The organism is Nonomuraea sp. NPDC050404, assembly GCF_040655495.1.
Classification (GTDB): Bacteria; Actinomycetota; Actinomycetes; order Streptosporangiales; family Streptosporangiaceae; genus Nonomuraea.
In genome coordinates this window covers 396,837-423,008 of sequence record NZ_JBFAKB010000006.1, presented here as the reverse complement: position 1 = coordinate 423,008, position 26,172 = coordinate 396,837, and the positions used below count along the sequence as shown (strand labels likewise).

General features: G+C 72.0%; 19 protein-coding genes and 1 pseudogene. 8 read left to right on the top strand and 12 right to left on the bottom strand.

Features of this window, described 5'->3' with window-relative positions; all coding sequences use genetic code 11:
* Positions 1–4 precede the first annotated feature (4 nt).
* From AB0I81_RS19255 to AB0I81_RS19235, 5 genes are all read right to left on the bottom strand, one after another.
* Positions 5–1,663: a catalase gene (locus tag AB0I81_RS19255; RefSeq protein WP_360658286.1), complete on the bottom strand. Its 1,659-nt coding sequence runs from the start codon at positions 1,661–1,663 to the stop codon at positions 5–7.
* A gap of 75 nt (positions 1,664–1,738) precedes the next feature.
* The gene (locus tag AB0I81_RS19250) at positions 1,739–2,116 is read right to left on the bottom strand and encodes a BlaI/MecI/CopY family transcriptional regulator (RefSeq protein ID WP_360658284.1); all 378 of its coding nucleotides are present in this window, start codon (positions 2,114–2,116) and stop codon (positions 1,739–1,741) included.
* 43 nt (positions 2,117–2,159) lie between these two features.
* Entirely contained in the window at positions 2,160–3,209 is a 1,050-nt protein-coding gene (locus AB0I81_RS19245; protein ID WP_360658282.1) for a hypothetical protein, read from the bottom strand.
* Positions 3,210–3,338: 129 nt separating this feature from the next.
* Positions 3,339–4,283, bottom strand: a complete 945-nt coding sequence (locus AB0I81_RS19240) for a sugar kinase (RefSeq protein WP_360658280.1) — start codon at positions 4,281–4,283, stop codon at positions 3,339–3,341.
* An 84-nt stretch (positions 4,284–4,367) separates the two neighbouring features.
* Positions 4,368–5,123, bottom strand: coding sequence for an IclR family transcriptional regulator (locus tag AB0I81_RS19235; RefSeq protein WP_360658278.1), 756 nt, complete (start codon positions 5,121–5,123; stop codon positions 4,368–4,370).
* Positions 5,124–5,243: 120 nt separating this feature from the next.
* Between AB0I81_RS19235 and AB0I81_RS19230 the strand changes: the two genes are divergently transcribed.
* The 3 genes from AB0I81_RS19230 to AB0I81_RS19220 are packed head-to-tail and all read left to right on the top strand — an operon-like array spanning position 5,244 to position 8,205.
* Positions 5,244–6,503, top strand: coding sequence for an extracellular solute-binding protein (locus AB0I81_RS19230; protein ID WP_360658276.1), 1,260 nt, complete (start codon positions 5,244–5,246; stop codon positions 6,501–6,503).
* Positions 6,504–6,517: 14 nt separating this feature from the next.
* On the top strand, positions 6,518–7,390 hold the full coding sequence (locus AB0I81_RS19225) for a sugar ABC transporter permease (RefSeq protein ID WP_360658274.1): 873 nt from the start codon (positions 6,518–6,520) through the stop codon (positions 7,388–7,390).
* Positions 7,387–8,205, top strand: a complete 819-nt coding sequence (locus AB0I81_RS19220; protein WP_360658272.1) for a carbohydrate ABC transporter permease — start codon at positions 7,387–7,389, stop codon at positions 8,203–8,205. Before AB0I81_RS19225 ends, AB0I81_RS19220 begins: the two co-directional genes overlap by 4 nt.
* Here the strand turns inward: AB0I81_RS19220 and AB0I81_RS19215 are convergent.
* From AB0I81_RS19215 to AB0I81_RS19205, 3 genes are all read right to left on the bottom strand, one after another.
* Positions 8,176–9,276, bottom strand: coding sequence for a winged helix DNA-binding domain-containing protein (locus tag AB0I81_RS19215; RefSeq protein ID WP_360658270.1), 1,101 nt, complete (start codon positions 9,274–9,276; stop codon positions 8,176–8,178). The genes AB0I81_RS19220 and AB0I81_RS19215 overlap by 30 nt on opposite strands.
* 92 nt (positions 9,277–9,368) lie before the next feature.
* Positions 9,369–10,913, bottom strand: a complete 1,545-nt coding sequence (locus tag AB0I81_RS19210) for a clostripain-related cysteine peptidase (protein WP_360658268.1) — start codon at positions 10,911–10,913, stop codon at positions 9,369–9,371.
* Positions 10,913–11,911: a hypothetical protein gene (locus tag AB0I81_RS19205; protein ID WP_360658266.1), complete on the bottom strand. Its 999-nt coding sequence runs from the start codon at positions 11,909–11,911 to the stop codon at positions 10,913–10,915. Before AB0I81_RS19205 ends, AB0I81_RS19210 begins: the two co-directional genes overlap by 1 nt.
* 195 nt (positions 11,912–12,106) lie before the next feature.
* On the opposite strand from AB0I81_RS19205, the gene AB0I81_RS19200 reads away from it, so the two are divergent.
* From AB0I81_RS19200 to AB0I81_RS19190, 3 genes are all read left to right on the top strand, one after another.
* A complete protein-coding gene (locus tag AB0I81_RS19200) occupies positions 12,107–14,884 on the top strand; it encodes an AAA family ATPase (protein WP_360658264.1) in 2,778 nt (925 codons plus the stop codon).
* A gap of 45 nt (positions 14,885–14,929) precedes the next feature.
* Positions 14,930–18,139 (top strand): BTAD domain-containing putative transcriptional regulator, encoded by a 3,210-nt coding sequence (locus AB0I81_RS19195; RefSeq protein ID WP_360658262.1) that lies wholly within the window; start codon positions 14,930–14,932, stop codon positions 18,137–18,139.
* A 192-nt stretch (positions 18,140–18,331) separates the two neighbouring features.
* Positions 18,332–19,333, top strand: coding sequence for a hydroxyacid dehydrogenase (locus AB0I81_RS19190; protein ID WP_360658260.1), 1,002 nt, complete (start codon positions 18,332–18,334; stop codon positions 19,331–19,333).
* 33 nt (positions 19,334–19,366) lie between these two features.
* On the opposite strand, the gene AB0I81_RS19185 is transcribed toward AB0I81_RS19190, so the two are convergent.
* The 4 genes from AB0I81_RS19185 to AB0I81_RS19170 form a co-directional block, all read right to left on the bottom strand.
* On the bottom strand, positions 19,367–20,038 hold the full coding sequence (locus AB0I81_RS19185) for a hemerythrin domain-containing protein (protein WP_360658258.1): 672 nt from the start codon (positions 20,036–20,038) through the stop codon (positions 19,367–19,369).
* A gap of 57 nt (positions 20,039–20,095) precedes the next feature.
* Positions 20,096–23,794: a protein kinase gene (locus AB0I81_RS19180; protein ID WP_360658613.1), complete on the bottom strand. Its 3,699-nt coding sequence runs from the start codon at positions 23,792–23,794 to the stop codon at positions 20,096–20,098.
* A gap of 125 nt (positions 23,795–23,919) precedes the next feature.
* Complete coding sequence (locus tag AB0I81_RS19175) at positions 23,920–24,459, bottom strand: GNAT family protein (protein ID WP_360658256.1); 540 nt, start codon at positions 24,457–24,459, stop codon at positions 23,920–23,922.
* A 12-nt stretch (positions 24,460–24,471) separates the two neighbouring features.
* Positions 24,472–24,981, bottom strand: coding sequence for a shikimate kinase (locus AB0I81_RS19170; protein WP_360658254.1), 510 nt, complete (start codon positions 24,979–24,981; stop codon positions 24,472–24,474).
* A 38-nt stretch (positions 24,982–25,019) separates the two neighbouring features.
* Here AB0I81_RS19170 and AB0I81_RS19165 point away from each other — a divergent pair, with 38 nt between their 5' ends.
* Positions 25,020–25,301, top strand: a complete 282-nt coding sequence (locus AB0I81_RS19165; RefSeq protein ID WP_360658252.1) for a hypothetical protein — start codon at positions 25,020–25,022, stop codon at positions 25,299–25,301.
* A 15-nt stretch (positions 25,302–25,316) separates the two neighbouring features.
* Positions 25,317–25,697: pseudogene (locus AB0I81_RS19160) on the top strand (ChaB family protein); the annotation flags it as partial.
* Positions 25,698–26,172 lie beyond the last annotated feature (475 nt).

The following is a 26,172-nucleotide window of genomic DNA, read 5'->3' as shown; positions in this document are numbered from 1 at the left end:
AGCGTCAGCGGCCGGTGTGGTCCGCCCGCTCGTTGGGCACGCAGTGGGTCATCTTCAGATCCTGTACGTCGCGGGGACCGTTCCTGCCCAGCTTGCCCAGCCGGTAGCGGTCCTCCTCGGTCAGGTCCTGACCCCGCAGCGGCTCCAGCCCGGTCACGTCGTCGGGGGTGATGCCCAGCCCCTCGCCGACGCGCAGGCCCAGATCGTCCTCGACGAGCAGGAAGTGCCAGACCATGCGCTCCTGGATGCCCCGGTCGCACTGCTTGAGCGCGGTGACGAAGTTGTGCACCAGGTCGTCGCGCTCCCAGTCCTCCATGAGCAGGTAACGCTGGCCGGCCTGCTTGTAGTCGTTCGTACGCGGAATGCGGGCCCGCGTGAGCCGCCCCGAGACGGCCGGGCCGACCTCGTCGTTGTGCGGGTAATGGGCCTCGCGCAGCCCGTCGCGCAGGGACGGCTCGTAGTTGATGTGCGGGCTCTCGCCGCCCGTGTCGACGAAGTAGGTCATCTGGCCGTCGCGCTGGTTCGTCCTGCACGGCGCCCTGGTCTGGTTGACCGGAAGTTGCAGGTAGTTAGGGCCGACCCGGTAGCGCTGCGTGTCGCTGTAGGAGAAGGTCCTGCCGACCAGCATCTTGTCGTCGGAGAAGTCGAGGCCGTCCACGAGCACGCCGGTGCCGAACGCGGACTGCTCGTTCTCGGCGAACTGGTTGTCCACGTTGCGGTCCAGCACCAGGCGGCCGACGGCGCGCGGCGGGAAGTCGTTCTCCGGCCACACCTTGGTGTCGTCCAGCGGGTCGAAGTCCAGCTCGGGGTGCTCGTCGTCGGTCATGACCTGGACCAGCAGCTCCCACTCGGGGTAGTCGCCGCGCTCGATGGCCTCGTGCAGGTCCTTGGTGGCGTGGCCGAGGTCGCCGGCCTGAACGGCCGCCGCGTCCGCCTCGGTCATGCTGCGTACGCCCTGCTTGGGCATCCAGTGATATTTCACCAAATGCGTCTCGCCCTGCGCGTTGACCCACTTGTAGGTGTTCACGCCGAATCCCTGCATGTGCCGGTAGTCGGCGGGGATGCCGCGCGGGCTGAACAGGTTGACCAGCATGTGCATGCACTCCGGGGTCTGCGACATGAAGTCGAAGATCCGGTTGGGGTCCTGCCTGAACGTCACGGGGTCCGGCTTGAGCGAGTGGATCACGTCGGGGAACTTGATGGCGTCCCTGATGAAGAAGACGGCCAGGTTGTTGCCCACGAGGTCCCAGTTGCCGTCCTCGGTGTAGAACTTGATCGCGAAGCCACGCGGGTCGCGGGCCGTCTCCGCCGAGTCACGCCCGCCGATCACCGTGGAGAAGCGCAGCGCGATGTCCGTGCGCTTGCCGGCCTCCTGGAAGAGCTTGGCCCTGGTGTAGCGGCTGATCGGCTCGTCGCCGAACTTGCCGTACGCCTCGAAGTAGCCGTAGCTGAGCGTGCCCCTGGCGTGCACCACGCGCTCGGGTATGCGTTCCCGGTCGAAATGGCTGATCTTCTCCAGGAACTGGTAGTTCTCCAGCGTCGCCGGCCCGCGCGGGCCGATCGTGCGCTGGTTCTGGTTGTCGTAGACCGGGTGCCCCTGCCTGTTGGTGAGCACCTCACGCTGGTCGTCAGACTGAGACCCCATGCCCGAGACGTCTGTCATCGCACCGTTCCTTCCCCCGGACGAGATCTTCCCCGCCTGCCCCCAAGGCCGGAACGGAAACGGGCAAAGATCGCCCTACGGGCGGCGGCTGCCCCCGAACGGGAAGACCTGCAGCGCGGCCTCCAGCGCCGTGGCCTCCTCCGGGGTGAGGCGTTCGAGGAAGTGGACCAGGGTGGCGGCCTGGTTGCCGCTGGCGGCCAGCGCGTGCCGCATCAGCTCCGCGGTGTAGGCCTCCTTGGTGGAGATCGGCTCGTACACGTAGGCGCGGCCGACCGGCTCGCGCCTGAGCAGGCCCTTGGTGTGCAGCTTGTCCATGACCGTCATGACCGTGGTGTAGGCAATCTCGCGCTCCTTGCGGAGGTCTTCGAGCACGTCACGGACGGACGCGGGCCTGCGGTAGGCCCACATCCTGTCCATGATCGTGGATTCGAGATCTCCGAGGGCGCGTTTCATGCACCACATGTTAAGGGTTGTGGTGTGTTTGACCCCGTCCGCTTCAGGTGCCGTATCCGCCGCTCGGCGCCACCTTGGTCAGCCAGGACGCCGCCTCCTCCGCGGGCAGGATGCGCTCCAGGCGGATGCTGCCGCTCATCAGCGGGTAGCGTCGCCCGGGGCTCCACGACCGCTCGTACGGCGGCGGGTCGAGCACGACGACCCGGACCCCGTCCAGGTGCGGGATCTCGGCGGGGACGCCCTCGTTCCAGATCCACTTGCCATGGGCGTCCGTCAGGTTGAACTGGCCGCGCACCGGCTCACCGTCCGGGTCCACGGGGCCGTCGGAGGCGCCCCACACCCAGCGCGGGTCCGGCTGCACGCCCTCGATCAGCCCTTCGGTGACCGGGCCGCTCACCGCGTCGGCCAGCAGCGTGTGGAGCTGGAAGTTGTCGCCGAGCCCGCCGATGACGACCTCGTAGCCGTTGCCGCTCTCCCGGTGCAGGACGATCAGGTGTTCCTCGTCCAGCACGCGCAGCAGGCCCGCCAGCCAGCCCAGGTCGTCGCGGTCGTCGTACACGGCCGACAGGGCCGCCGTCAGCCGCTCGCGGCCGGGCAGCGCGGCGCGTACCGGGGTGGAGAGCTGCAGGATGGACAGGACCGGCATGGTCGCCAGGTGCGTGAGAGCCCAGGCCTGGGCCAGCCCGAACGCCTCCTGTTCGTCGAGCCCCGTCAGACGGGACGCCACGCCGACCACCCAGTCGGGGTCGTCGTCCTCGGGCTGCGGCGGGTCCTCGCCGGTGGCCGACCGCCAGGCGGCGACGAACCCGGCCGACCGCTCCAGGTGCTCGGTCAGCCTGTCCACCAGGGTTCCGGCCAGCGGCATCGGGTCGGCGCCGCGCTCGGCCAGCGCTCCGGCGAGAATGCCCAGGCGGACGGCCACCCCGGAGGGCAGCCGGGCGAGCAGTTCGCTGAGCCTGGCCGCCACGGCGGACAGGGACGCCTCGTCGGCGGTTTCCGTGGCCGCGTAGAGGCGGGGCACGCAGGCGAAGAGCCGGTCCGCATCGCGGTCTTCGGCCGCCTGGAAGAGTTCGTCGAGATGTTGGTCGAGCATTCCGGCAGATTATGGCAATTGCACCGGTTTTCGCCGGGTTTTGGTGCCGTGCGGTCAGCAGCTCACCCCGCCGGGTTTCGGTGCCGTGCGGTCAGCGGCTCGTCCCGAGGGATTCTGGGCGTTGTGCGGTCAGCGGTTCACGCCGTCGGCGGGGTTGCGCAGGAGGCTCAGGTCGGCGCGGCGCGGGAGGCTCTCCCAGTCGCCCTGGCTGGTGACCGCGAACGCCCCGGCCGCGCACGCGGTGGCCAGGCGCTCCTCGGGATCGGCCGCGGCCAGCCAGTCGGCCAGCCAGCCGGCCGCGAAGGCGTCGCCCGCGCCCACGGAGTCGACCTCCGTCACCCGGTACGGCTCCGCCCGCCGTACGACGCCGTCGGTCAGCTCCATCGCCCCCCGCGCGCCGAACTTGAGCAGCACGTGCCGCGGCCCCAGCCCCGCCAGGGCCTTGGCCAGCTCCTCCGCCCCTTCGACGTCGGCGATCAGCCGGCCCTCCGCCTCGGTCGCGAACAGCACGTCCACCTCGCCGACCGCCTCCCGCAACCAGGCGCCGGCCTCCTCGGGCGTCCACAACGCGCGCCGGTAGTTGACGTCGAGCGAGACCGGCACCCCGGCGGCCCGCGCCTCGGCCATCGCGTGCCGCACGGCCTCGCGCGCCGAATCCGACAGCGCGGGCGTGATCGCGGAGACGTGCAGCACGCGGGCCGACCTGATGAGATCGGCGTCCAGATCGGCGGCGCACAGCCGCGAGCCCGCGCTGCCCTTGCGGTAGTAACGCACGTCGATGAGGTCGGCCGTGCGCCTGCCCTTGATCATCAGCCCGGTCGGCGCGCCGGGGTCGGGGATCGCGCGCACGTCCACGCCCTCGCCAGCGAGCGTGGCCCTGATCAGGTCGCCGAACTCGTCGGCCCCCACCCGGCCCACCCACGTCGCGGCACGGCCGAGCCTGGCCACGCCGATCGCGACGTTGGACTCGGCGCCGCCCAGGCCCAGGTCGAAGTCGCGGGCGAAGCGCAGCGGCCCCGTGCGGCGCGCGGTGAACAGCGCCATGGTCTCGCCGCAGGTCACCAGCTCAGTCATCGACGTCACCGCAAGTCAGCGGCGGCTCGATCATCGGCCCGGTCATCAGTGGCTCAGAGGTCGGTGGCTCGGTCGTCGGCCTGCTCATCGGATGGTGCTACCCAGCTTTCTGGAGATGCGCGCCGCCGTCCCGGCCACCAGCGGCCCCAGCTCGCGCACCCGCGCGGCGGTGATCCGCGAGGTGAGGCCGGAGACGGAGATGGCCGCGGCGACGGCGTCGTTGTGGTTGAAGATCGGTGCGGCCACGCAGCGCACCTCGGGCTCGTTCTCCCGGTCGTCCACCGCGTAGCCGCGCCGCCTGATGTGCGCCAGCTCCGCGCGCAGCCGCCCGGCCTCGGTGATCGTGTGCTTGGTCCTGGGCTCCAGGACCAGCTCGGCCAGGGCCTCCTCGGGCTGCCAGGCCAGGATGGCCTTGCCGACGGCGGTGCAGTGCACGGGACCGCGGCTGCCGATGCGCGAGGCCATGCGGACGTTGGTCTCGTTCTCCACCTTGTCGATGTAGACGACGTGCGGCGGGTCGTAGACGACCAGGTGCACGGTCTCGCGCACCTCGCTCATCAGCCGGTGCGACTCCTCGGCCGCAACGGAGCGCAGGTCGAGCGTGGCCAGGTAGGTCTGGCCGAGCCGCAACGTGCCGTGGCCCAGCCGGTAGACGCCGCTCCTGCGGTCGCGTTCGAGCAGCTTGGCCTCCACCAGCGGCACGGTCAGCCGCAGCACCGTGCTCTTGGACAGGCCCACGGCCTCGGAGAGCTGGGTGAGGGTGAGGCCCGGCTGCTCGCGCACGTGCTCAAGCACGCCCAGAGCGCGCCGGAGCGAGGCCGAGTGGTTGCGTTCCTGCACGTGGCCCACGATACCGGCGAAATCCGTATGCAACATGCTGTTGTGCAGTGCACAACAACTTGGGTTGACGCCTTCCCTTGACGCCCGTCGGTTCCTAGGGTCGCGCTCGGGAGGTAAATAGTGAAGTTTCTTAACTATGCTGCCGCCGGCGTCGCCCTGACCATGCTGACCGGGCTGGCCGCCTGCGCCCCCTCGACCGCCCCGGCCCCGGGCGGCGGTGACGAGAAGACCGGGACGCTGCGCGTGTGGCTCTACGACGAGCCGAACCGCGCGCCCAAGGAGAAGGTCGTGGGCGAGGCGATCAAGGAGTTCACCGCCGCGCACGCCGACGTCCAGGTCGAGGTCGCCTACGTCCCGACCACGCCCGCGAGACACGAGAAGTTCAAGGGCGCGTTCAACGACCCGGCCAGTTCGCCGGACGTCGCCGAGTACGGCAACACCGACCTGGCCGAGTACGCCGCCGCCGGCGGGTTCGCCGACCTGACCGCGGACCTCCAGGGCCAGGACATGACGCCCGAGCTGCTGAAATCGGCCGCCGTGGACGGCAAGCAGTACGGCCTGCCCTGGTTCGTCGGCGTCCGCGCCCTCTACTACCGCACCGACGTCTTCGACGAGCTCAAGCTGAAGCCGCCGACGTCGATCGCCGAGCTGACCGAGACCGCCCGCACGATCCGCGCCAAGAAACCCGGCCTGTACGGCATCGCCGTCGGCGGCGAGTACACCTTCGGCGCCCTGCCCTTCGTCTGGGACGCCGGCGGCGACATCACCGCCCTGGACTCGCCCGCCTCGCGCAAGGGCGTCAAGTCCTACACCGACCTGCTCAAGGACGACATCTGCCCGCCGCAGGCGTGCGTGTCGCTGACCGGCGGCAAGACCGTCGAGCTGTTCGCCGGCGGCAAGGCGGCCATGGGCATCCTGGGCAACTTCAACCGCGCGGCCGTGGACGCGGGGGCGGCGGCCGGCAAGTACGCGGTCGTCCCGCTGCCCGGCTCGGCGCCCGGTTCGATCGCGCCGGCCTTCGCCGGGGGCAACAACCTGGGCGTCATGAAGAACGCCAAGCACCGGACGCTGGCCGTGGAGTTCGTCAAGCTGCTGGGCGGCAAGGCGTACCAGACCAAGATGTACGAGGCCATGGGCAACCTGCCCACGCTGACCGGCGCGCGCGACGAACTGGCGGCCAAGGACACGTTCCTGAAGCCGTTCCTCGACACGGTCGCCAAGGGGACGAAGTTCGTGCCCATCGACCCCGCCTGGGTGAAGATCGACAACGGCAAGGTCATCCCCACCATGCTGCAGAAGATCGCCACCGGTCAGGCGGACGTGGACGCCGCCACCACCGAGGCGGCCACCGCCGTGAAGACGGCATTCGGCCGCTCGTGACCTCTGGGGTTGTCATGGTCAGGCCGCGGCCGTGGCTCTACCTGCTGCCGGCGGCGGCCGTGCTGGTGCCCATGTTCGGCTACCCCGTCTACATGCTGGGCCTGCTGTCGGTCTTCGACTACCGGCAGGCCCAGGTCAGCGGGGGACAGCCGAGCACGTTCGTCGGGTTCGCGAACTACGCGACGCTGCTGGGCGACGGCCGGTTCTGGGAGGTGCTGCTGCAGACGGTCGGGTTCGCGGCGGCGCTGGTGCTGGCCACGCTGGCGGTCGGCGCGGCGCTGGCGGTGCTGCTGACCAGGACGGGGCCGGTGCCCAGGACCCTGCTGTCGCTGGCCGCGCTCGGCGCGTGGGCGGCGCCCGCGATGACCGGCTCCACCGTGTGGATGTTCCTGTTCGACGCCGACCTCGGCCTGGTCAACCAGGTGCTGGGGCTGGAGGGGTTCAACTGGTTCTACGACCGTTGGGTGACCTTCCTCGTGGTCGGGGCGACGATCGTGTGGCACTCCTTCCCGCTGGTCATGCTCACGCTCTACGCGGGCATCCAGGCGATCCCGGCCTCGGTGCTGGAGGCGGCGGCGCTCGACGGGGCCTCGGCCTGGCACTCGTTCTGGAAGGTGATCGTGCCGATGTTGCGGCCGCTGGTCACGATCGTGGTCATCCAGTCGGTCATCTGGGACTTCAAGGTGTTCACGCAGATCTACGTGATGACCAACGGCGGCGGCGTGGCCGGGCAGAACACCGTGCTGAACGTCTACGCCTACCAGACCGCCTTCGGCTCCTCCGAGTACGGCCTCGGCTCGGCCATCGCCGTGGTGATGACGCTCGTGCTGCTGGCGTTCACCCTGCTCTACATCAGGGCGCTGTATCGAAACGGGGAGCGGCTTTGAGAAGGCGAATTGTTCCCGGCGCCGTGGCCTGCGTGGTCGCGTTCCTGACCGCGTTCCCGCTGTACTGGATGGTGTTGTCGGCGCTCAAGCCCGACGGCGAGATCCAGTCCCTGGACGCCCGGCCCTGGACGTTGCACCCGACGCTGGACAACTTCATCAGGGTGCTCACCGGTGAGGGTTTCGGGCGTTACCTGCTCAACAGCGCGGGCGTGGCGCTGACCGTGGTGGTGTTGTCGGCCGGGGTGGCCTTCCTCGCCGCCGTGGCGGTGACCAGGCTCAGGTTCCGGTTCAGGACGACCGTGCTGATCATGTTCCTGATCGCGCAGATGGTGCCGGTGGAGGCGCTCACGATCCCGCTGTTCTTCGTGGTCAGGGACCTCGGGCTGCTGAACACGCTGGCCTCGCTGGTGGTGGTGCAACTGGCGTTCACGCTGCCGTTCGCGATCTGGATGATGCGCGGGTTCGTGGCCGCCGTGCCGGAGTCGCTGGAGGAGGCGGCGATGATCGACGGGGCCGGGCGGGCGACCGTGTTGTGGCGGGTGCTGTTCCCGCTGGTCGCCCCCGGGCTGGTGGCGACCAGCGTGTTCTCCTTCATCACCGCGTGGAACGACTTCATCTTCGCCAGGACCTTCATCATCTCGGCCAAGGACAACCAGACCCTGCCCGCGGCGCTGCTGGTCTTCTTCAAGCCGGACGAGAACGACTGGGGCGGCATCATGGCGGCCTCGACGCTGATGACGATCCCGGTGCTGATCTTCTTCGTGGCCGTGCAGCGGCGGCTGGTGTCAGGACTTGGAGGGGCCGTCAAAGACTGAAATTTCGTGCTTGTCGCCCGGGGCCAGGAACTCCAGCAGCCGCCGTCCCTCCTCCGCGACCTCGTCCATGACCTTGATCGGCTCCCACTGGTGCACGTTCAGAGTCGAGACGCCCTTGGCCCGGGTGACGGTCCAGTCGCCGGCCGTGACGCCGTCCACCAGGATCACGCGGGGCTGCACGTTGGTGCCCATGAAGCCGCCCAGCGCCGCCGCCCCGATCTCGGTGATCGTCCTGGACCGGTCGGCGTAGCCGATGAACAGGTTGTCGAAGTCGTACATGAGCCGCACGGGGGCGGGCACGTCCTCGGGCGGCCGGGGCGCGTCCGGCAGGTCGTACAGGGTCCTGCCGCCCTCGTCCCTCAACCTGACCAGGTCCAGCGACTCCACCACCTCGCCCAGCCTGGTCAGCCCCGACCACGTCTGCACGTCCTGCACCGACGCGGGACCGTACGCCCCCAGATAACGCAGCACCAGTTCGGCCGGCGTCATCGGTGGCGTCTCGAAGCCCAGCCAGGACTCCGCGCTCGTGTGCGCGACGGGCCCGCTCTTTCCCCACACGCCGCGCGGCGGCACCTGCACCAGCGGCACCAGCCAGCGCACCCCCTGGCCCAGCGCGTGCGGGTCGTTGCCCGGCCACCGCTCGGCCAGCGCCCTGCCCAGGTCGGCGAAGGTCATCGGCCGCGCCTCCAGCAACGCCCGCCCGGCCGCCGCCAGCTCGTCCAGGTCCACCCCGGCCAGCCGCTTGCCGAACGTCGTACGCGTCATGCGCTCGGTGACCGCCTGCAGCGCCGGCCGCATCGCCAGGCAGTCGCGGGCGGTGACCAGGTGGATGGTCGAGCGCTGCAACGCGATGCGGACCAGCTCCCGCGAGAGCAGCAGGTCCGCGGCGTCTTCCGGCACGAAGCCCGCGACGCGGTTCCACAGCCCGACGTACCAGGTGTGCGGGGTTTGCGCCTGCAGGCCGCCCAGGTGCGCCACGACCTCGGCCACGGAGAGGCCGGTGCGGCGCAGCAGGTGCTGCCTGTCCAGGGTGGCCCGGTTGAGCGCCCTGCGGCTGATGAGGGGGTCCATGACAACAAAGGTAGGGGCTATTGCGGCCGGTCCCGGGCCGCAATAGCCCCAAGGGCGCCGGCGGATCGCCGGCATGTGGCCTTCGACGTCTCCTAACGCCTGATGGTACGCGCGTTCGCGTAGTCCCTGAGGAATTCGTCCCATTCCGTGTGCTGGGCGATCTGCAGGTCCCCGTAGAAGCGCGAGATCGTGCGCTCCATCGGGAAGTACGCGCTGAGCCCGCCGCACCCGTCGACCTTCTCGCCCTGGTGCGCCTCGTTGATCACGAAGCCGCCGGGGCTCTGGATGGCCAGCAGCTTGTCGGCCACCGAGGCCAGCGTCGGGTCGGTCCGCGAGTCGGCGAGCAGCGCCAGGCAGATCGTGCGCAGGTCCACCAGCGACCGGTCGATGTGGAAGCGGGTCGCGACCGACTGCACGCTGTCCACCACCGACCGGTTGGCGCTCACCTGCTGACGCAGGCAGTCGGCCAGGGTCTGGAACTCGCGCATGAACTCCTCGATCCGCGTCGCGTCCACCGCGCACTGGGTGACGGTCTGGTGCGTGCCGCGGTAGGACCTGATGTACTCCTCCACCACGATCCGGCCCAGCTCACGCGCGTCCATGCGCGGGTTGGCGGCCATGGCGGACAGGATCTCGGTGTAGGGCCATCCTTCGTTGGGTTCGAGCTCCTCCGAGCCCACCACGACGGCGGCGTGCTCGCGGATCTCGTAGCAGACCTCCAGGTTGCTCATGAGGCAGGCGTCCATGCCGAGCAGGTCGAGCGGCCGGCCGAGCTCCTCGTGCACGGTCCGCAGGACGTTGCACAGCTCGATCGTGTCCAGCGAGTGCAGCGTGCCGTCGTCACTGGCGATCGCGCGGTCCTGCCCGGTGGGCAGCCTGAGCACCTCGCTCAGCGAGGTCGAGAACAGCGCCTTGGTGATCTCCTGGGTCTCCGACAGCCTGGACAGCTCGGAGAAGGGCGGCTCGCCCTCCACCATGGCCGCGCGCGGCGCCCGGCGTACGTAGCCCGTCTCGACGTCGCGCCGCGCCGAGCGGCCCCTGACCTGGGTGTAGATCTGGTCGAGGTCGTCGGGGGTCCAGCCGCCGCCGTGGTTCCAGACCACCAGCGCGTACCGCCTGGCGGGCGCGCGCCTGACGGACCAGCGCACGAAGTTCAGCAGCGTCTGGGGGTGGCCCGAGTCGATCGGCGGGTGCAGCTCCTCGATCAGGTCGGGGGCCCCGCCGGGGCGCACCTCCATGTGCCGGGCCCGGCCGCCGCCGTCCTGCCGTTTGACGAACGCGGTCACCCGCACGCCGTTGTACGAGTGAACCGCGCGCAACTCCTCCAGGTCGCGGCCCGCGGCGTCGGACAGGTTGTTGTTGCCCGCCATGTAGACCATGACGTTCCACTCGGCGGGCTCGTCCGAGCGGGGCTCGGCGGCCATCGTCCTGGTCTGGCCGAGAGCCTGCCACGTGCCCGGACCGGCCACGCCGTCGGCGGGCAGGCCCTCGCGCTGCTGGAGGTTCATCACGGCCCCGTAGGTGGCGGCGCCGAAGTAGCCGTCCGCGGGCAGGCGGTAGCCGCGCTCGCGCAGCAACTCCTGGAGCCTCCTGACCTCTTCGCCTCTGCTGCCGAGCCGCAGCGTGGGCCCGGCCATCAGTCGGCGGCCCAGTGGAAGTTGAAGCACTTCCCGTCTGGCGCCAGGTCGGCGATCGGGATGAGGTACATCGGTGTGTGCTCGCCGAACATCCTCGCCTTCCACAGCACGATGGCGCCGCCGGCCTGCACGGACCTGGACTCGAACGTGGCGTACCTGTCTCCGTCGGTCTCGACGAAGCAGATCTGCCTGTCGGTCTCGTCGGTGACCTGGATGCCCTTCCACCACGTGCTGTGCGGGGCGCGGGTGATGCGGATCTCCGTGGTTCCGGGCGGGGCCGGGGTCTCGGTCATGTGCAGGACGTCGCCGTCGCGAAGACGGTGGGCGCTGGTGAGGTCGTTCCTGCCGATCCGCATGAGCTGGACCGGGCTGCGGCCGGGCATGCGCTCGTACCTGACCGGGGTGCGCTGGTCGCCGTGGACCATGGCCAGCAGGTCAGGGAGCTGCGCGACGATCGCGGGCAGGGTGGCCTGCACGATGGGACCGAAGTAGCGCTGGTTGAGCTCGCGGTCGGTCACGCGTACGGGGTGCTCGGCGCGGGTGCCGTTCATGCTCTGGAGCAGGCCGGGGAGGACCTGCATCATGATCGGCGTGACCGTGCCGAGAAGCTGCGGCACGAACTGCAGGAAGCGGTCCTCCTCGTTCTGGTCGGTGTCGGCCTTGGGCGGGCCGAAGGAGAGGAGCTGCTCCACGAGCGGCGGGATGATGGCCTGCACGACCGGCATGAGGATGGCGGCGACGTCCATGAAGGAGCGGTCGGCGGCGAGCTGGGCGTAGGTCTCCGACATGGTGTACCGCTGCTGCTGTTGCTGCTGGTACTCCACGGGCCGGTGCTCGGTCCGCGGCCCCATCGGCAGCAGGTGGGCCTGTTGCGGACGTGCGCCGAACTGGTCCGCTGCCTGGTGGGTCAGTTGGAGTCCCTGGAGGATCGTGGGGAACAGCACGTTGAGAATTCGTGCCTCCGCTCCCCGCTGTTCCTCTGCGATGTAGGACGGCATGATCTTCTCCCGGCGTTTTGGGGCGTTCGTCCACGTTGGACGCTATGAACGTGCTTTGCCGGGAGCATCAGGGAACACCCTGGGGATTACCCCGGGGCATTTCCCTAATGACCTAAAGAGCTGACTCGGGTCAAGGGCACTGGACGCCCGCCGGGCCAAGGCACACGATGAACTTTGGCCAGGGGGGTGAGTCCGATGGCAGCCCGCGCCCTTCGGAACGGACCCGAGCGCTCCCGGGACGAACAGTTCGTCGGCCGGGGTCGTGAGCTGGCGGTGCTGCACGCCCAACTGGGCCGTGCCTGCGAGGGCCGCTCCACCCTGGTCGTGCTGGACGGGCCGGCCGGGATCGGCAAGACCGCCCTGGCTGGGGAGTTCCTGGCGGTGATCGAGAACGCGGTGGTGCTTGAGGTCAGCGGGGACGAGGGTGAGTCCGAGCTGGCCTACGGAGTGCTCGGGCAGTTGGGGCCGCAGGCGCGGTCCGTGCCCGAGGTGCTGGCCGGGCTGGAGCGGCAGGTCGAGCCGTTCGCGCCGCCCGACCCGCTGGTGGTGGGGGCCGCGCTGCTGGAACTGCTGGCCCAGCTCCAGCAGACCGCTCCCGTGGTCGTCGCGATCGACGGGGCCGACTGGGCGGACCTGCCCTCCTTGCAGGCGCTGACGTTCGCGCTGCGGAGGCTGCGTACCGACCGGGTGCTGGCCATCGTGATCGTCAGGGAGGGCGACGACCCCCGGCTGCCCGACGGGCTGCGGCGGCTGCTGCGCGGCGGCGCGGCGCTGCGGTTGCAGATGAGCGGGCTGAACGCGCGCGAGTTGCAGGCGCTCAGCGCCCGGCTCGGCCCCGTACGGCTGACCCCCCAGGCCGCCGAGCGGCTGCACGAGCACACCAAGGGCGTGCCGCTGCACGCGCGGGCGCTGCTGCAGCAGGTACGCGCCGAGACCCTGGCCGACGTGGACGCCCCGCTGCCCGCGCCGCGCGCCTACACCACGCTGGTGCTCGGGCGGATGACGAAATGCGGGGAGGCGGCGCGACGGCTGCTGACGGCCGCGGCCGTGCTGGGCACCTCCGCGCCCCTTCACCTGGTGGCCGGCATGGCCGAACTGGCCGAGCCGCTGCCGGAGCTGGAGCAGGTCACCGGGGCCGGGCTGCTCGTGGAGTGGCGCACCGGGGCCGGGGTGTCGGTGGGCTTCCCGAACCCCCTGGTCAGGGCGGCCATCTACCACACCCTCGGGCCCGCCACCCGCCGCCGCCTGCACCTGCTGGCCGCCGACGTGGTGGACGACGCGGTGCGCCGGCTGCACCATCGGCTGGCCGCCGCCGACCAGGTGGACGAGGAGCTCGTGCGGGAGGTGGCCGTGGTGGGGCGGCGGCAGGCGGCGGCCGGTCGCTGGCCCAGCGCGTGCGGCTGCCTGACGCGGGCCGTGCAGCTCACGGCGGAGGGGCCGGTGCGGGACCGGCTGATCGCGGAGGCCGTGGAGGCACTGCTGGCGGCCGGCCGGCCCGGAGACGCCGGCGCGCTGGCCGCCCAGGTCGCGCCGGGCGGGGATCCCGGGGTGCACGACTACGTGATGGGGTCGGTGGCGCTCGTCGCGGGGCGGGTGGAGGAGGCGGTGCGGTGGCTCGACCACGCGTGGTCCTTCGCCGCACGTGACGGGCGGCTGGCGGCGGCGGTCGCCGGACGCCAGGCGATGGCGGCACTGTTACGCGCCGGTGGGGGCGCCGCCGCCCGCTGGGCCGAATGCGCGCTGGCCCCACCGGAGGAGGAAGAGGCGGCCGGGGCGGGGGAGATGGTGCGGTTCGCGCGGCTGGTCGGGCTCGGGCTGGCCGGGGACGTTGACGCGGGGCTGGCGGAGAGCGCGGAGTTGCCCGTGCCCACCCAGGGCGCGCCGGCGGAGCTGGACGCGCTGCTCGGCCGGGCCACCCTGCGCCTCTGGGCCGACGACCTGGCCGGGGCGCAGACCGACCTGCTCGGGCTGCTCGCCGTGAGCGCCGACCGCTCGGCCCCGTTCCAGCTCCTGACGGCGGTCACGCTGGCCCAGACCGAGTACCGGCTCGGCCGCTGGGACGACGCGGCCGGGCACGCCGAGATCGGCGCGTCCACGGCCGACGACTTCGGGCAGGCGTGGCTGGCGAGCCACGCCCACGCCGTGGCCACGCTGGTGCCGGCCGCGCGCGGCGAGTGGGAGCGGGCCGCCGCCCACGTGCGCGCCGCCCGTGCCGCCTGCTCGCCCGACAACGTCTCCGCCCAGGTCAGTACGGCCGCCGCCGAGGCCCTGGTGGCCACCGCGCGCGGCGACCACGAGATGGCCGTCACCGCCCTCATGCCGCTCACCAGGACGAACCTGCCCGACGAGCCGACCGTCGTGCTCTGGCGTACGCTGCTGGCCGACGCCCTGGTCAACGCGGGCCGGCCGGACGAGGCCGAGGAGGTCCTGGTGCCGTGCGAGCTGCTGGCCCTGGACAGGGAGCGGCGCAGCGTGCTGGCCGCCGCCGCGCGGGCCAGGGCCGGGCTGCACGCGGTCAGGCACGAGCCGGCCGAGGCGGAGATCTGTTACCAGGTGGCGCTGGAGCACACGGCCAAGATCGAGATGCCGTTCGAGGAGGCGCGCATCCAGCTCGCCTACGGAACGTTCCTGCGCCGCAGGGGCCGCAGGTCGGCCGCCGCCGAGCAGCTCGAAGCGGCCCAGCTCACGTTGTCGAGGCTGGGGGCGCTGCCGTACCTGGAGCAGTGCGACCTGGAGCTGGCCGCGAGCGGGCGGGCGGTGCTGCGCCCGCAGGACACCGCCAGGCTGGGGCTGACGCCGCAGGAGCACACGGTGGCGGTGCTGATCAGCAGGGGGCTGACCAACCGGCAGGCGGCGCGCAAGCTGGTGCTGAGCGTCAAGACCGTCGAATACCACCTGAGCCACATCTACACCAAGCTCGGCATCACCTCCAGGACGGCGCTCATCGGCAAGCTGAGCGATCTCGGCGGATAGCCCGGACTGTGCACTGGAGGTGCCCTGTCGTACCGTGTCAGCATCGTGTTGACCTTCAGCGTGCTCGGGCCGCTCGCCGCCCAACTCGACGGCGAGCCCGTCGCGCTCGGCACGCCGCGCCAGCGCTCGGTGCTGGCCCGCCTGCTGGCCGCCGGCGGCCGGGCCGTGCCCGTGGACCGGCTGATCGACGACCTGTACGCGGAGGAGGCCCCGCCCAAGGCGCTGGCCGCCGTCCAGTCCTACATCTCCAACCTGCGCCGCGCCCTGGAGCCCGGCAGGTCGCCGCGCGCCCCGGCCGGCGTGCTCGTCACCCAGGCGCCCGGGTACGCGCTGCGCCTGGACGACGGCGCGGTGGACGCCTGGCGGTTCGAGGGCATGGTGAGCGACCCGGCGGCCGGCCACGAGAAGCTGGCCGAGGCGCTGGCGTTGTGGCACGGCCCGGCCTACCAGGAGTTCACCGGCGCCCCCTGGGCCGACGCCGAGGCGTCACGGCTGGAGGAGCTGCGCCTGTCCACCATCGAGCGGCACGCCGACGCGGTCATCAGGCTCGGCGGGGCGGCGCGGGCCGTACCGGATCTGGAGCGGCTGGCCGCGGAGCATCCGCTGCGCGAGGGCGCGTGGTCGCTGCTGGCCAGGGCGCTGTACCGGTGCGGCCGGCAGGGCGAGGCGCTCGGCGCGCTGCGCAGGGCCCGCGACCACCTGGCCGAGGAGCTCGGCGTCGATCCGGGGCCCGAGCTGCGGCGGCTGGAGGAGGACATACTCCACCACGCCGCCCATCTGAGCGAGGCCGCGCCCCCGCCCGCGCCGGTCGCCAGGCCCGCCGTGACCAGGCCGCCGTACGTCGGCAGGCGTGCCGAGCTGGACCGGGTGACCGCGCTGAAGGGCGGGGTGGTGCTGGTCAGCGGCGAGCCCGGCGCGGGCAAGACCGCGTTCATGGAGCAGGTACGCGGCGTCCTGGAGGCCGAGGGCCGGGCCGTCGGCTGGGGCCGCTGCCCCGAGCACGAGGGCGCCCCGGCCGGCTGGGCGTGGGCCGAACTGCTCAGGGAGCTGGCCGCCCGCTTCCCGCCGGGCGACCCGGAGGCGCTGGCCCCGCTGCTGTTCGACGCCCCGGCCGGCGGCGACGTGCCGGGCGCCAGGTTCCGGCTGCGCCGCGCGGTGGGCGCGTTCGTCACCTCGATCGGCCGTCCCGTCCTGATCGTGCTCGACGACCTGCACCGCGCCGACCCCGAGACCCTGGCCATCCTGACCCACGTGACCGGCGCCGCCGCCGGGCTGCCCGTCCTGGTCGCGGCCGGCTACCGGCACACCGAGCCGAACGACCACCTCGCCGACGCCCTGGCCGCCGTCGCCGCCCGCGAGCCCGCCAGGCTGCGGCTCGACGGACTGCCCCCGCACGAGGTGGCCGAGCTGATCAACCTCACCTGCGGCAGGCCGGCCGCGCCGGGTACGGTCGCGGAGATCGTCGAGAGGACCGGCGGCAACCCGTTCTTCGTCAAGGAGACCGCGCGCCTGCTGGACGCCGAAGGTCCGGACGGCGGGGCCGCGATCCCGGCCGGCGTGCGCGACGTGCTGCGCCGCCGCGTGGCCAGGCTGCCCGCCGGGGCGCAGACGATCCTGCGGCACGGCGCCGTGATCGGCCGCGAGAGCGACGTGGACGTGCTGACCGCCGTCAGTGGCGGCGACGAGGAGACGGTGCTGGCCGCCATCGAGTCAGGGCTGGTGACCGGGCTGCTGACGGAGCCGCGGGCGGGCCGGCTGCGGTTCGCGCACGTGCTCATCCGCGACACCCTCTACGACGACCTGTCCCGCATCCGCCGCGCCAGGATGCACCTGCGCGTGGCCAGGGCCATCGAGGAGCACGACCCGGGCGACGTGGCCGCGCTCGCCCACCACTACACGGCCGCCGCCGCCGACCCGGCCAAGGCCGTGTGCTACGCCCGGCTCGCCGCCGAGCAGGCCGAGCGCCGCTTCGCCCACCACGAGGCCGCCGCGTTGTGGAAGCAGGCGCTGGACGCCTGCGCCGGCGGCGACCCGCGCGAGCGGCTGGAGCTCACCATGTCGCTGGTGGCCGCGCTGGCCAACACCGGCAGGCTGGTGGAGGGCAGGACCTACCGGGAACGTGCCGCGCGCGACGTGCTGCCCCTGGACGACCCGGCCCTGCTCGCCCGGGTGATCATCTCCTTCGACGTGCCGACGTTCTGGGCCAACAGGGAGTACGCCACCTTCGACGCCGTCCTGGTCGGGGCCGTGGAGCGGGCGCTGGAACGGCTGCCGCCCGGCGATGGCGTCACCCGGTGCCGGCTGCTCACCGCGCTGGCGTACGAGCTGGAGGGTGAGCAGGACGAACGCGGCTACGAAGCCTCACGGGAGGCCGTCGAGATGGCCCGCCGGCTCGGCGAGCGTCACCTGCTCGTGCTCGCACTCAACGGCCGCATGCACCAGAGCTACCGCTACGGCGGCAACGCAGAACGCGAGCGGATCGGCGCCGAACTGCTCAGCCTGTCCGGCTCGGACGTGACGGTCGAGGCGCTCGGCCACCTCATTCTCATGCAGACCGCGACCAGCCGGGCCGACCTGGCCGCCGCCGACGTGCACGCCGCCGCGGCCACCCGCCTGGCCGAGCTGTACGACCTGCCGCTCACCCTGGCCACGACCGGCTTCTACGACGGCCTGCGCAAGGCGCTCGGCGACGATCACGAGGGGGCCGAGGCCCGCTTCCGCGCCGCCGCCGCGCTGGCCGGGCGGCTGGGCATGTGGCAGCACGAGACGGGGATCCTGCTGCTCGCCCGGTACGGCATGCACCTGATGCGCGGGGACACCTCGCCCTTGTTGCCCGACGTCGAGCCGCTGGCCTTCGCGGGGCCGTGGCAGGAGCAACTCCGCGAGGCGTACGCGCTGGCGCTCTGCCACGCCGGGCGGGCCGAGGAGGCACGGGCGCTGGTGCCCGCCGAGCCGCCGACGGTCAGGCGCGACTACTTCTGGCAGATCCTGATGACCGTCCGGGGGCTGCTCGGCGTCGCGATCGGGGACAGGAAGCGGGCGGAGGCGGTGTACGAGGCGCTGCTGCCGTTCGCGGCCGAGTCCGTGGGCGGCACCGGTTACCTGGCCGTGTGGCCGGTCGCCCAGGTGCTCGGGGATCTGGCCTCCTTCCTGGGACGGCCCGCCGGGCCGCACTACCGGGAGGCGCTGGAGATCGCGGAACGCGCCGGGGTACGCCGCTGGACCGAGGCGGCCCGCGCCGGGCTCGCCCGCTGAGCTCGTGACCAGTCCGCGCCGGGCTCGTCCGCTGAGCCTGTGACCAGTTCGCGCCGGGCTCGTCCGCTGAGCCTGTGACCAGCGGTGTGGGCCGGACTCGTCCGATGAGGATTTGACCGGCGACCCGCGCCCGACTCGCCCCTTGGGCCACCGTTATGATCAAGCGATCCTATTGAGGCTCGGGGGAGCGAAATGACCGAATCACGGCCGAAGACCCTGCTCGCCATGGGGCCCCAGACCGCCGCCAAGCTCATCGCGGGGCCGGTGCGCGAGCGCCTGGTCGCGATCGCCGACGTGGACCCCGATCTGGTGGCCGCCGACTTCACCGACCCGGCCGTGGCCGGGGCGCTGGCCGAGGCCGAGGTGCTGTACACGAGCTGGTGGTGCCCGCCCATCACCGCCGAGGTGCTGGCCGCCGCGCCCAGGCTGCGCGCGATCGTGCACGCGGCGGGCTCCGTCAAGCACCACGTCACCGAGGCGTGCTGGCAGCGCGGCCTGCTCGTCTCCTCCGCGGCGGCGGCCAACGCCGAGCCCGTCGCCGAGTACACGCTGGCCGCCATCCTGTTCGCCGGCAAGCGGGTGCTGGAGAGCGCCCGCCTCTACCGGGAGCGACGCGGCCGGATCGACCTGGACGGGCTCTACGCCGGGTACGGCAACTACCGCCGCGCGGTCGGCATCATCGGCGCGTCCAGGATCGGCCGGCGGGTGATCGAGTTGCTGCGGCCGTTCGAGCTGGAGGTGCTGGTCTCGGACCCGTACCTGACCGAGGATCTGGGTGTTCGGCAGGTCGGCCTGGACGAGCTGTTCGAGCGGTCCGACGTGGTCAGCGTGCACGCCCCCGCGCTGCCCGAGACCCACCACCTCGTGAACGCCGCCCGCCTGGCCGCCATGCGCGACGGCGCCACCCTGATCAACACCGCCCGCGGCGCGCTCGTGGACGAGGACGCGCTCATCGCCGAGGTGTCCTCCGGGCGGCTGCACGCGGTCATCGACGTCACCGAGCCCGACCCGCCGCTGCCGGACTCGCCCCTGTACGACCTGCCCGGCGTCCTGCTCACCCCGCACATCGCCGGCTCGCTGGGCGGGGAGCTGGCCCGCATCGCCGACCTGGCGGTGGACGAGGTGGCCAGGTACGCCAAGGGCCTGCCGTTCGCGCACGGCGTGACCGTGGAGGACCTGGCCACCAGTGCCTGACCCTGCGCGCTGGCGGGTTGGCTTCGCGCCGTCTCATGCGCGGCCCTCGGCCCCGAAGGCTTCGCGTTCGCGGCGCGCGTACCCGCGCCTGGAGAGCGCCACCAGGACCCGCAGTGGCGCGCCGGCCCCCGCCAGCAGCCGCGCGGCCTCCTCGGCCGTGGCGTGCCGCACCAGCCACGGCGCGGTGAACATGAGCTGCCCGAACGACGCCCGCCTGGCGATCTGCCGCTCCGCCCACACGTAGGCGTCGTACGGCACGTACCTGGCCACGATGGGCAGCAGCGCGGACTCCTCCTCGGCGATGTGGTCGTCGAGCAGGTCGAGCAGCGCGGCCAGGGCCTGCCCCAACGCCCGCTGGTCGCCGCCGAGCGCGGTCGTGCACCGGTCGAGCACGGGGGCCAGCGCCTCGTGGTCGTCGGTGTAGGGCGCCAGGTCCACGGCGTGCCCGGCCGTGCGCGCGATGATCGGCCAGAGCAGGTCGTCCTCGTTGGCGTGGTGATGGTGCACCTCGGTGAGGATCGAGCCCGCGTACCGGCGGACCGCCCTGTCACGGGAGCCGCGCAGCCGGGCGGGGCCGCCCAGGACCTTGATGAGGCGGCGCAGGTCGGTGAGCATGGCGCGGTGGATGACGTACATGGAGGTGAGGTCCGGCTCGGGCTCGCTCGTCCGTCTGGGGGCGATGGCCGGGATCTGTACGGTTCGCATGCCGTTCAGCATGGCCGCGGCCACTTATGGTTCTCTGGTGGCTGACTTGGCGTGCGGTCAGCAGGAGTCCTGGTAACCACTCTCCGGGATCAGCCGGGTCCACTCCGCCTTGCTCAGCGGCCCGCCCGCCCTGGCGCACACCTCGCCGGCCGTCAGCGCGGGATCGATCGCGATCTCCCGTACGGTCCCGTCCAGCGCCACGCCGCGCAACCGCTTGCCGTCCCGGCTGAAGGCCAGCCCGTTGGCCCACGAGCCGACCTTGCCGACCTCGCGCAGCTTGCGGGTGTCCCAGAGCGACATGCGGGCGGCGTCCACGGCCAGCAGGTCGTTGGACGGGGAGAAGCGCAGCTCGTCCACGGGGGCCGCGCCGGTCTCGATCGTGCCGATGGGCTTGCGCTCGCGTACGTTCACGAGCAGCACCCGGCCGCCCTCCAGCCCGAACGCCAGCCTGCGCCCGTCGGGGGAGAAGGCCAGCGCCGTCGGGGCGGCACCGCCGGTCAGGTCGAGCGGGGTGACCTGGCCGGTGCGCAGGTTCAGCAGGTTGACGCCGGCGGCCAGCGTGGAGCCGTCGGGGGAGAAGGCCATCGCGAGGTCGCCCGCGCCCTCGTACGCCTTGATCCGGCGTCCCTCCTGCACGTCCCACGTCTCCAGGGTTCTGCCGCGCGCGGTGGCCAGCGTGCGGCCGTCGGGGGACAGCGCCACGGCCGGCACGTCGCCGCCCGCGTCGATGGCCGCCACCTGCCTGCCGCCCGCCACCTCCCACACCGTCACCGGGTCGCCCGCCACGGCGAGCAGCCGGCCGCCCGCGTCGAAGGCCAGGTCGCCGGCGGCGGCGATGCGGCCGAGCTGCCTGCGTTTCTCGGTGTCGGTGAGCTCTATCGCGTTGCCGACCTCCTTGGCCGCGACCCGGCCGTTGCCCGAGAAGGCGGCGACGTGGCCGTCGTCGGACGGGGCGGGCAGCCCTGAGACGTCGAGCGAGACGACCGAGCCGGTGCCGCTGAGGTAGCGCAGCACCCGGCCGTCCTGGGAGAAGGCCAGGCCGTGGCCGGGGTCCTTGAGGGGGTAGGAGCCGGCCAGGCGGCGTTCGGCCACGTTCCAGACCCGTACCTCGCCGTCGCCGGGCAGGGCGAGCAGGCGGCCGTCGGGGCTGAAGACGAGCGGGCCGTCGTAGCTTCCCGAGGGCGTCTCCAGCCCGTCCACGACCTCGACCCCCCACGCCTTGTCCTTCGCGCCCGGATCGCCGGTGCCGCTCGCGCGTGCCTCCGGTCTGGCGGCCCGGCCGGTGTCGGCGCTCACGGACGGAGCCGCGAACGTGTTCGCGGACGGAAGCTGGGACGCGCTCGCGGACGGGATCTGGGACGTGCTCGCGGGCGGGATCTGGGACGTGCTCGCGGGCGGGGCCTGGGGGGCGCTCCTGGACGGGGCCTGGGACGGGTTCGCGGAGGGAGGCGCTGATGGGCTCGGGGTGGGGGCCGGTAGGGCGAGCACGCCGGGGTTCGCGGACGTGCTCGGGGCGGTCCGCTCCGAGGGGCGGGCGGCCGTGACGGGCGCGTCGGCGGTCGAGGGAGCTGTGGCGGCGGTCGAGGGTGGCGTGTCGCCGGTCGAGGGTGGTGCGGCGGCTTCGGCGGGGGTGTGGGGGCCGGGCTCGCGGACCGTGCCGTACGCGCGCGCCGCCTCCGCACCCCCGGCCCGCGCGTCCTTCGCCGACACCAGCGTGACCCCGTCACGCCCGGCCACGGCCAGGGTGGCCCCGTCCGGGCTGAAGGCCAGGGTGGGCGCCGCCGCGTCCGCGCCGGTGAGCGGCTCGACCTCGATGACCTGCGTCCTGACCTGACGCGGGGCCAGCGCCCACAACTCCACCCGCCCGTTCAGCCGGGACACGGCCGCCCTGGTCCCGTCGGGCGAGAGCGCCACCTTCCTGTCGGTCACGTCGAAGAGCACCTTCGTGCCCCGGTAGACCTTCGTCCTGTTGCCCCGGCTGATCGTGTAGACGGCGTCCGCGGGCGCCTGCCCGGTGGCGACGTCGAAGGGCCGGTCGCCGGGCCCCTCCGCGTACCGGCCGTCCGCGCTCAGCGCGGTGCTGCCCACCGGCAGCTCGTACGACGCCGTCCGCCGCCCCCCGGCCACGTCGTAGACGGTGACCGCGCCGGTGTCCCACCTGACCAGCTCGTCCCCGCGCAGCAGGTAGTGCGCCCGCGCGTCCGCCCCGGGGTCGGTGAACACGGCCAGCTCCGGCTGCACGAGCGAGGCCTGCAGCGCCGCCCGCGCCTCGAACACCGGCGCCAGCCGCCACGCGGCCACGCTCAGCCGCATCGCCGTGCGCGGATCGCCGTCCCGCAGCGCCTCGGCCCTGGCGGCCACGGCTCTGGCGTCGGCCTCGATGAGGCGTCCGCGCAGGTCGTTCTGGCTGTCCACGGACACCACGGTCATCGTGACCGCCACCGCCAGCACCGCGGCCACCGACGCCAGCGACGGGACCAGGAGCTTCCTGCGCTGCTTGGACAGGGCCACGCTGTCGTTGATGAAGTCGCGTTCGAGTTGGTTGAGCCGCAGGTGGCGGCGCTTGGTCGCGGCCCAGCCGAGCGCCGAGTCGAGCTCCTGGCCGCGCAGCAGCAGGCTCCTGCCGCGCCGGTGCTCTGACCAGTGCCTGGCGGCCTCGCGGATCTGGCGGTGCGCCCGCAGGCCCTCGCGCTCGTCGGACACCCAGCCGCGCAGCCGGGGCCAGGCCCGGTAGAGCGCGGCGCTGACCGGCGTCACCCGGTCGTCGCTGACGGCCACGAGCCTGCCGGCGGGGGTGTCCACGGACGGCACGCGCACGCTGCGGCGCACCAGCAGGCCCGCCGCCATGAGCGGGCCGAGCACGTCGCCCTCGTCGTGCGGGCTGTCGCCGTCGAGCAGGCGCAGCAGCACCCCCGGCACCTCTTCCTGCTGACCGGGGCTGAGCGCCAGGTACGCCTCCTCGGCCACCTCGCCCAGCGACCGCGGCCGCACGTACGCCTCGGGCGTCCGCAACTCCACGCCGCCGGCCGCCAGCACGTCGCCGGCCAGCAGTTCGGCCGCCGCGGGCCGCTCGGCGGGATCCTTGGCCAGCGCCCGCCCGACCAGCTCGCCCAGCGGGCCGGGCAGGCAGCCCAGGTCGGGGTCGACCGTCAGCAGCCGGTGCATCACCGCGCCGGGGCTGTCGCCGTGGAACGGATCCTGCCCGGTGGCCGCGAACAACACCACCGCGCCCCACGCGAACACGTCCGCCGCCGGCTCGGGGCTCTGCCCGGTCAGCAGCTCGGGAGCCTGATAGGTGTACGTCGCGCCGACCGGCTGCTGGGTGGGCAGGCCCAGCTCGATCACCTTGGGGCCGTCGTCGGCCAGCAGCACGCTCTCCGGGTTGAGCCCCCGGTGCGTCAGCTCGGCCCGGTGCAGCGCGTCGAGGGCGAGCGCCAGCGCCGCGGCCAGCGCGACCAACTCGCCGCCCGCGTACGGGCCGTGCAGCTCCACGGCCTGACGCAGGTCGGGGCCGTGCACGAACTCGCTGACCACGTAGGGGACGCCCCCGTCGGATCCGACGGCGACCACTTCCGCCAGGTGGCGGCAGCTCACCCGCTCGAATCGGCGCTTGATCTCACCCCGGGGCACGGTGACGGCGAAGACCCGTCCCTCGTCGTCGTACGCCTCGTAGACGACACCGCGCGCGCCCGCACCCAGCCTGGCGGCCGGCCAGTAGCCGCCAAGCCGCTCGGGGTCACCCGGCACCAAGCGCATCGTCACTGAGGCTTAGATGCACGACACCGCCCATTGGTTGTCAGAAACGACGGTTGTCAGGAACGACGCCACAGGTCCCCCGCGCGCCTCGGGGGACCCATGCGTCATGATCATTATGCCAGGCTTCAGGATCTTGCCAGCCAATCCGGCCGGAGGATGGCCATCAGCACCGAGTCGTACCACTGGCCCTCCCACCGCAGGGCGTCGCGTTCGACGCCCTCCTCGACGAAGCCGACCTTCTTGTAGACGTGCCGCGCCCGTTCGTTGAAGGCGTAGACGCCCAGCCAGATCCGGTGCAGCGGCGTCGTCGCGAAGGCGTGGGCCAGCACCAGCTCGATCGCCTCGGTGCCGTAACCCTTGCCGACGGACCTCGGGCCGAGCATGATGCGCAGGCAGCAGGCCAGGTTGTCGGTGTCGAGCTTGTTGAGCACGACCTCGCCCGCGCAGCCGTCGTCCGCCATGATCGCCAGGTCGAGCCGGTCGGGCTGGTCGGCCCGGGTGGCGTACCACTGGTGGATGGCCTCGGGGCTGACCGAGCCGTGCGAGCCCGTCAGGCGGCCGACCTCGGGGTCGGCAATCGCTTCCAGCAGGTCCTCGACATGCTCGGGGCCGACCGGGCGCAGCGTTACGCGCTCGCCCTTCAGCGTGGGTTTCTCGGCGAACATCCCTTTTGGCTATCAGTCGCGATCAACAGCGGGCAAACCCATTTTATCCAGCACCTCGTCCCTGACCTGCTCCGGGCGGAGCACGCCGACGTCGCAGACCAGGTCCGCCACCTCGCGGAAGAAGTGCTCGCGGCGGGCCCGCATCTCCGAAGGAGCATAGTCGGGGCGGTGGTCGCTGGTGCGCATCCGTTCGAGCAGCACCTCGTCGGCCGCGTCCACCCAGACCACGAACGCCTGCCGCATCGCCTCGCGCACCCGGGCGTCCTCCAGCGTGCTGGCCGCCGCCGCGATCACCTTGGGCGGGCCGGCCAGTTCGTCGAGCACATGCTGGGCTTCGTACCGGTGCAGCGCCTCCTTTCCCTCGCGTGCGGCGATGGGCGCGGAGGTCGCTCCGTGCTCGCGCTGAAGGTACTGGTCGCTGTCGCTGAACTGCAGGCCGAGGGCCTCAGCGATCAGCCGGCCCGAGGTCGTCTTGCCCGAGCCCATGAGTCCGATCACCACGACTGGTTTGTTTTTCGACATGTGGATAGAGGTTCCTTCGTGTCAAGGAGGTAAATCTGATGACCATCGCCGGAAGCATCATCCTCATCATGCTCGGTGCGATCCTCACCTGGGCCGTCGAGTTCGACCTCGCCGGCCTCGACATCAACGTAGTGGGCGTCATCCTCATGCTCGGTGGTCTGGTCGGGATCCTGTTCGGCATATACAGGATCAGGGTCACCCGCCGGGCGGTAGGACCCATCGACGAGCCGGTCCATCGTCACGAGGTCTATGAGGAGCCCGAGACCCGCAGAACCGAGGTCTACGAGGAGCGCCGCCACTACAACGAACCACCGCTGTAGGAGGTGTCAATCGACATGCCAGCCGTCCAAGAGCTGCCGTCGACCGTCAAACGCTCGCCGAAGAAGGCACAGAACACGTGGATCAAGGCCCACGATTCGGCTGTGAAGGAGTATGGAGAGGGGCGGCGGGCGCACATGACCGCGTTCGCCGCGCTCAAGCACTCCTTCGAGAAGGTCGGCGACCACTGGGAGTCGAAGAACGGGAAGGGCCCGTCCGACAAGGGCGCCACCGATCGCTCCGGCCGGACGGCCGAGGGTGTGGACGCCAACGCCAGCAAGGAACACCTGCAGAAGGTCGCGGCGAAGCTCGACGTGACCGGACGGTCGAAGATGACCAAGCAGGAGCTGGTGAGCGCCATCAAGAAGGCCAACAGGAAGGCCACGGCCACCTCACGGCCCGCTTCGAAGTCGACGTCGAAGTCCACGTCGAAGTCCACGTCGCGGCCCGCGTCGAAGTCCACGGCCAAGTCGCGCCCGGCGGCGAAGTCCGGCTCGAAGACCTCGACCAAGGCTTCGGTGTCGAAGAGCTCGGGCGCCAAGAAGATGTCCACGACGAAGAAGACGTCCGCGAAGGCCGCGACGTCGAAGACCACCGGGACCAGGACTTCGGCCAAGGCCACGCCGTCGAAGACCACCGGGTCGTCCAAGAAGACGTCGGCCGCGACGTCGAGGACTTCGGGATCCAGGACTTCGGCCAGGACGTCCAAGCCCAAGACCACCGGGTCGTCCAAGAAGACCTCGGCCGCGACGTCGAGGACTTCGGGATCCAGGGCTACGGCCAGGACGTCCAAGCCCAAGACCACCGGGTCGTCCAAGAAGACCTCGGCCGCGACGTCGAGGACTTCGGGATCCAGGGCTACGGCCAGGACGT

Bases quoted from the DNA above. Each gene is read 5' to 3' on its own strand.
- AB0I81_RS19255 (WP_360658286.1), bottom strand. From the start codon at position 1,663: ATGACAGACGTCTCGGGCATGGGGTCTCAGTCTGACGACCAGCGTGAG.
- AB0I81_RS19250 (WP_360658284.1), bottom strand. From the start codon at position 2,116: ATGAAACGCGCCCTCGGAGATCTCGAATCCACGATCATGGACAGGATG.
- AB0I81_RS19245 (WP_360658282.1), bottom strand. From the start codon at position 3,209: ATGCTCGACCAACATCTCGACGAACTCTTCCAGGCGGCCGAAGACCGC.
- AB0I81_RS19240 (WP_360658280.1), bottom strand. From the start codon at position 4,283: ATGACTGAGCTGGTGACCTGCGGCGAGACCATGGCGCTGTTCACCGCG.
- AB0I81_RS19225 (WP_360658274.1), top strand. From the start codon at position 6,518: ATGGTCAGGCCGCGGCCGTGGCTCTACCTGCTGCCGGCGGCGGCCGTG.
- AB0I81_RS19215 (WP_360658270.1), bottom strand. From the start codon at position 9,276: ATGGACCCCCTCATCAGCCGCAGGGCGCTCAACCGGGCCACCCTGGAC.
- AB0I81_RS19210 (WP_360658268.1), bottom strand. From the start codon at position 10,913: ATGGCCGGGCCCACGCTGCGGCTCGGCAGCAGAGGCGAAGAGGTCAGG.
- AB0I81_RS19205 (WP_360658266.1), bottom strand. From the start codon at position 11,911: ATGCCGTCCTACATCGCAGAGGAACAGCGGGGAGCGGAGGCACGAATT.
- AB0I81_RS19200 (WP_360658264.1), top strand. From the start codon at position 12,107: ATGGCAGCCCGCGCCCTTCGGAACGGACCCGAGCGCTCCCGGGACGAA.
- AB0I81_RS19190 (WP_360658260.1), top strand. From the start codon at position 18,332: ATGACCGAATCACGGCCGAAGACCCTGCTCGCCATGGGGCCCCAGACC.
- AB0I81_RS19185 (WP_360658258.1), bottom strand. From the start codon at position 20,038: ATGCGAACCGTACAGATCCCGGCCATCGCCCCCAGACGGACGAGCGAG.
- AB0I81_RS19180 (WP_360658613.1), bottom strand. From the start codon at position 23,794: ATGCGCTTGGTGCCGGGTGACCCCGAGCGGCTTGGCGGCTACTGGCCG.
- AB0I81_RS19175 (WP_360658256.1), bottom strand. From the start codon at position 24,459: ATGTTCGCCGAGAAACCCACGCTGAAGGGCGAGCGCGTAACGCTGCGC.
- AB0I81_RS19170 (WP_360658254.1), bottom strand. From the start codon at position 24,981: ATGTCGAAAAACAAACCAGTCGTGGTGATCGGACTCATGGGCTCGGGC.
- AB0I81_RS19165 (WP_360658252.1), top strand. From the start codon at position 25,020: ATGACCATCGCCGGAAGCATCATCCTCATCATGCTCGGTGCGATCCTC.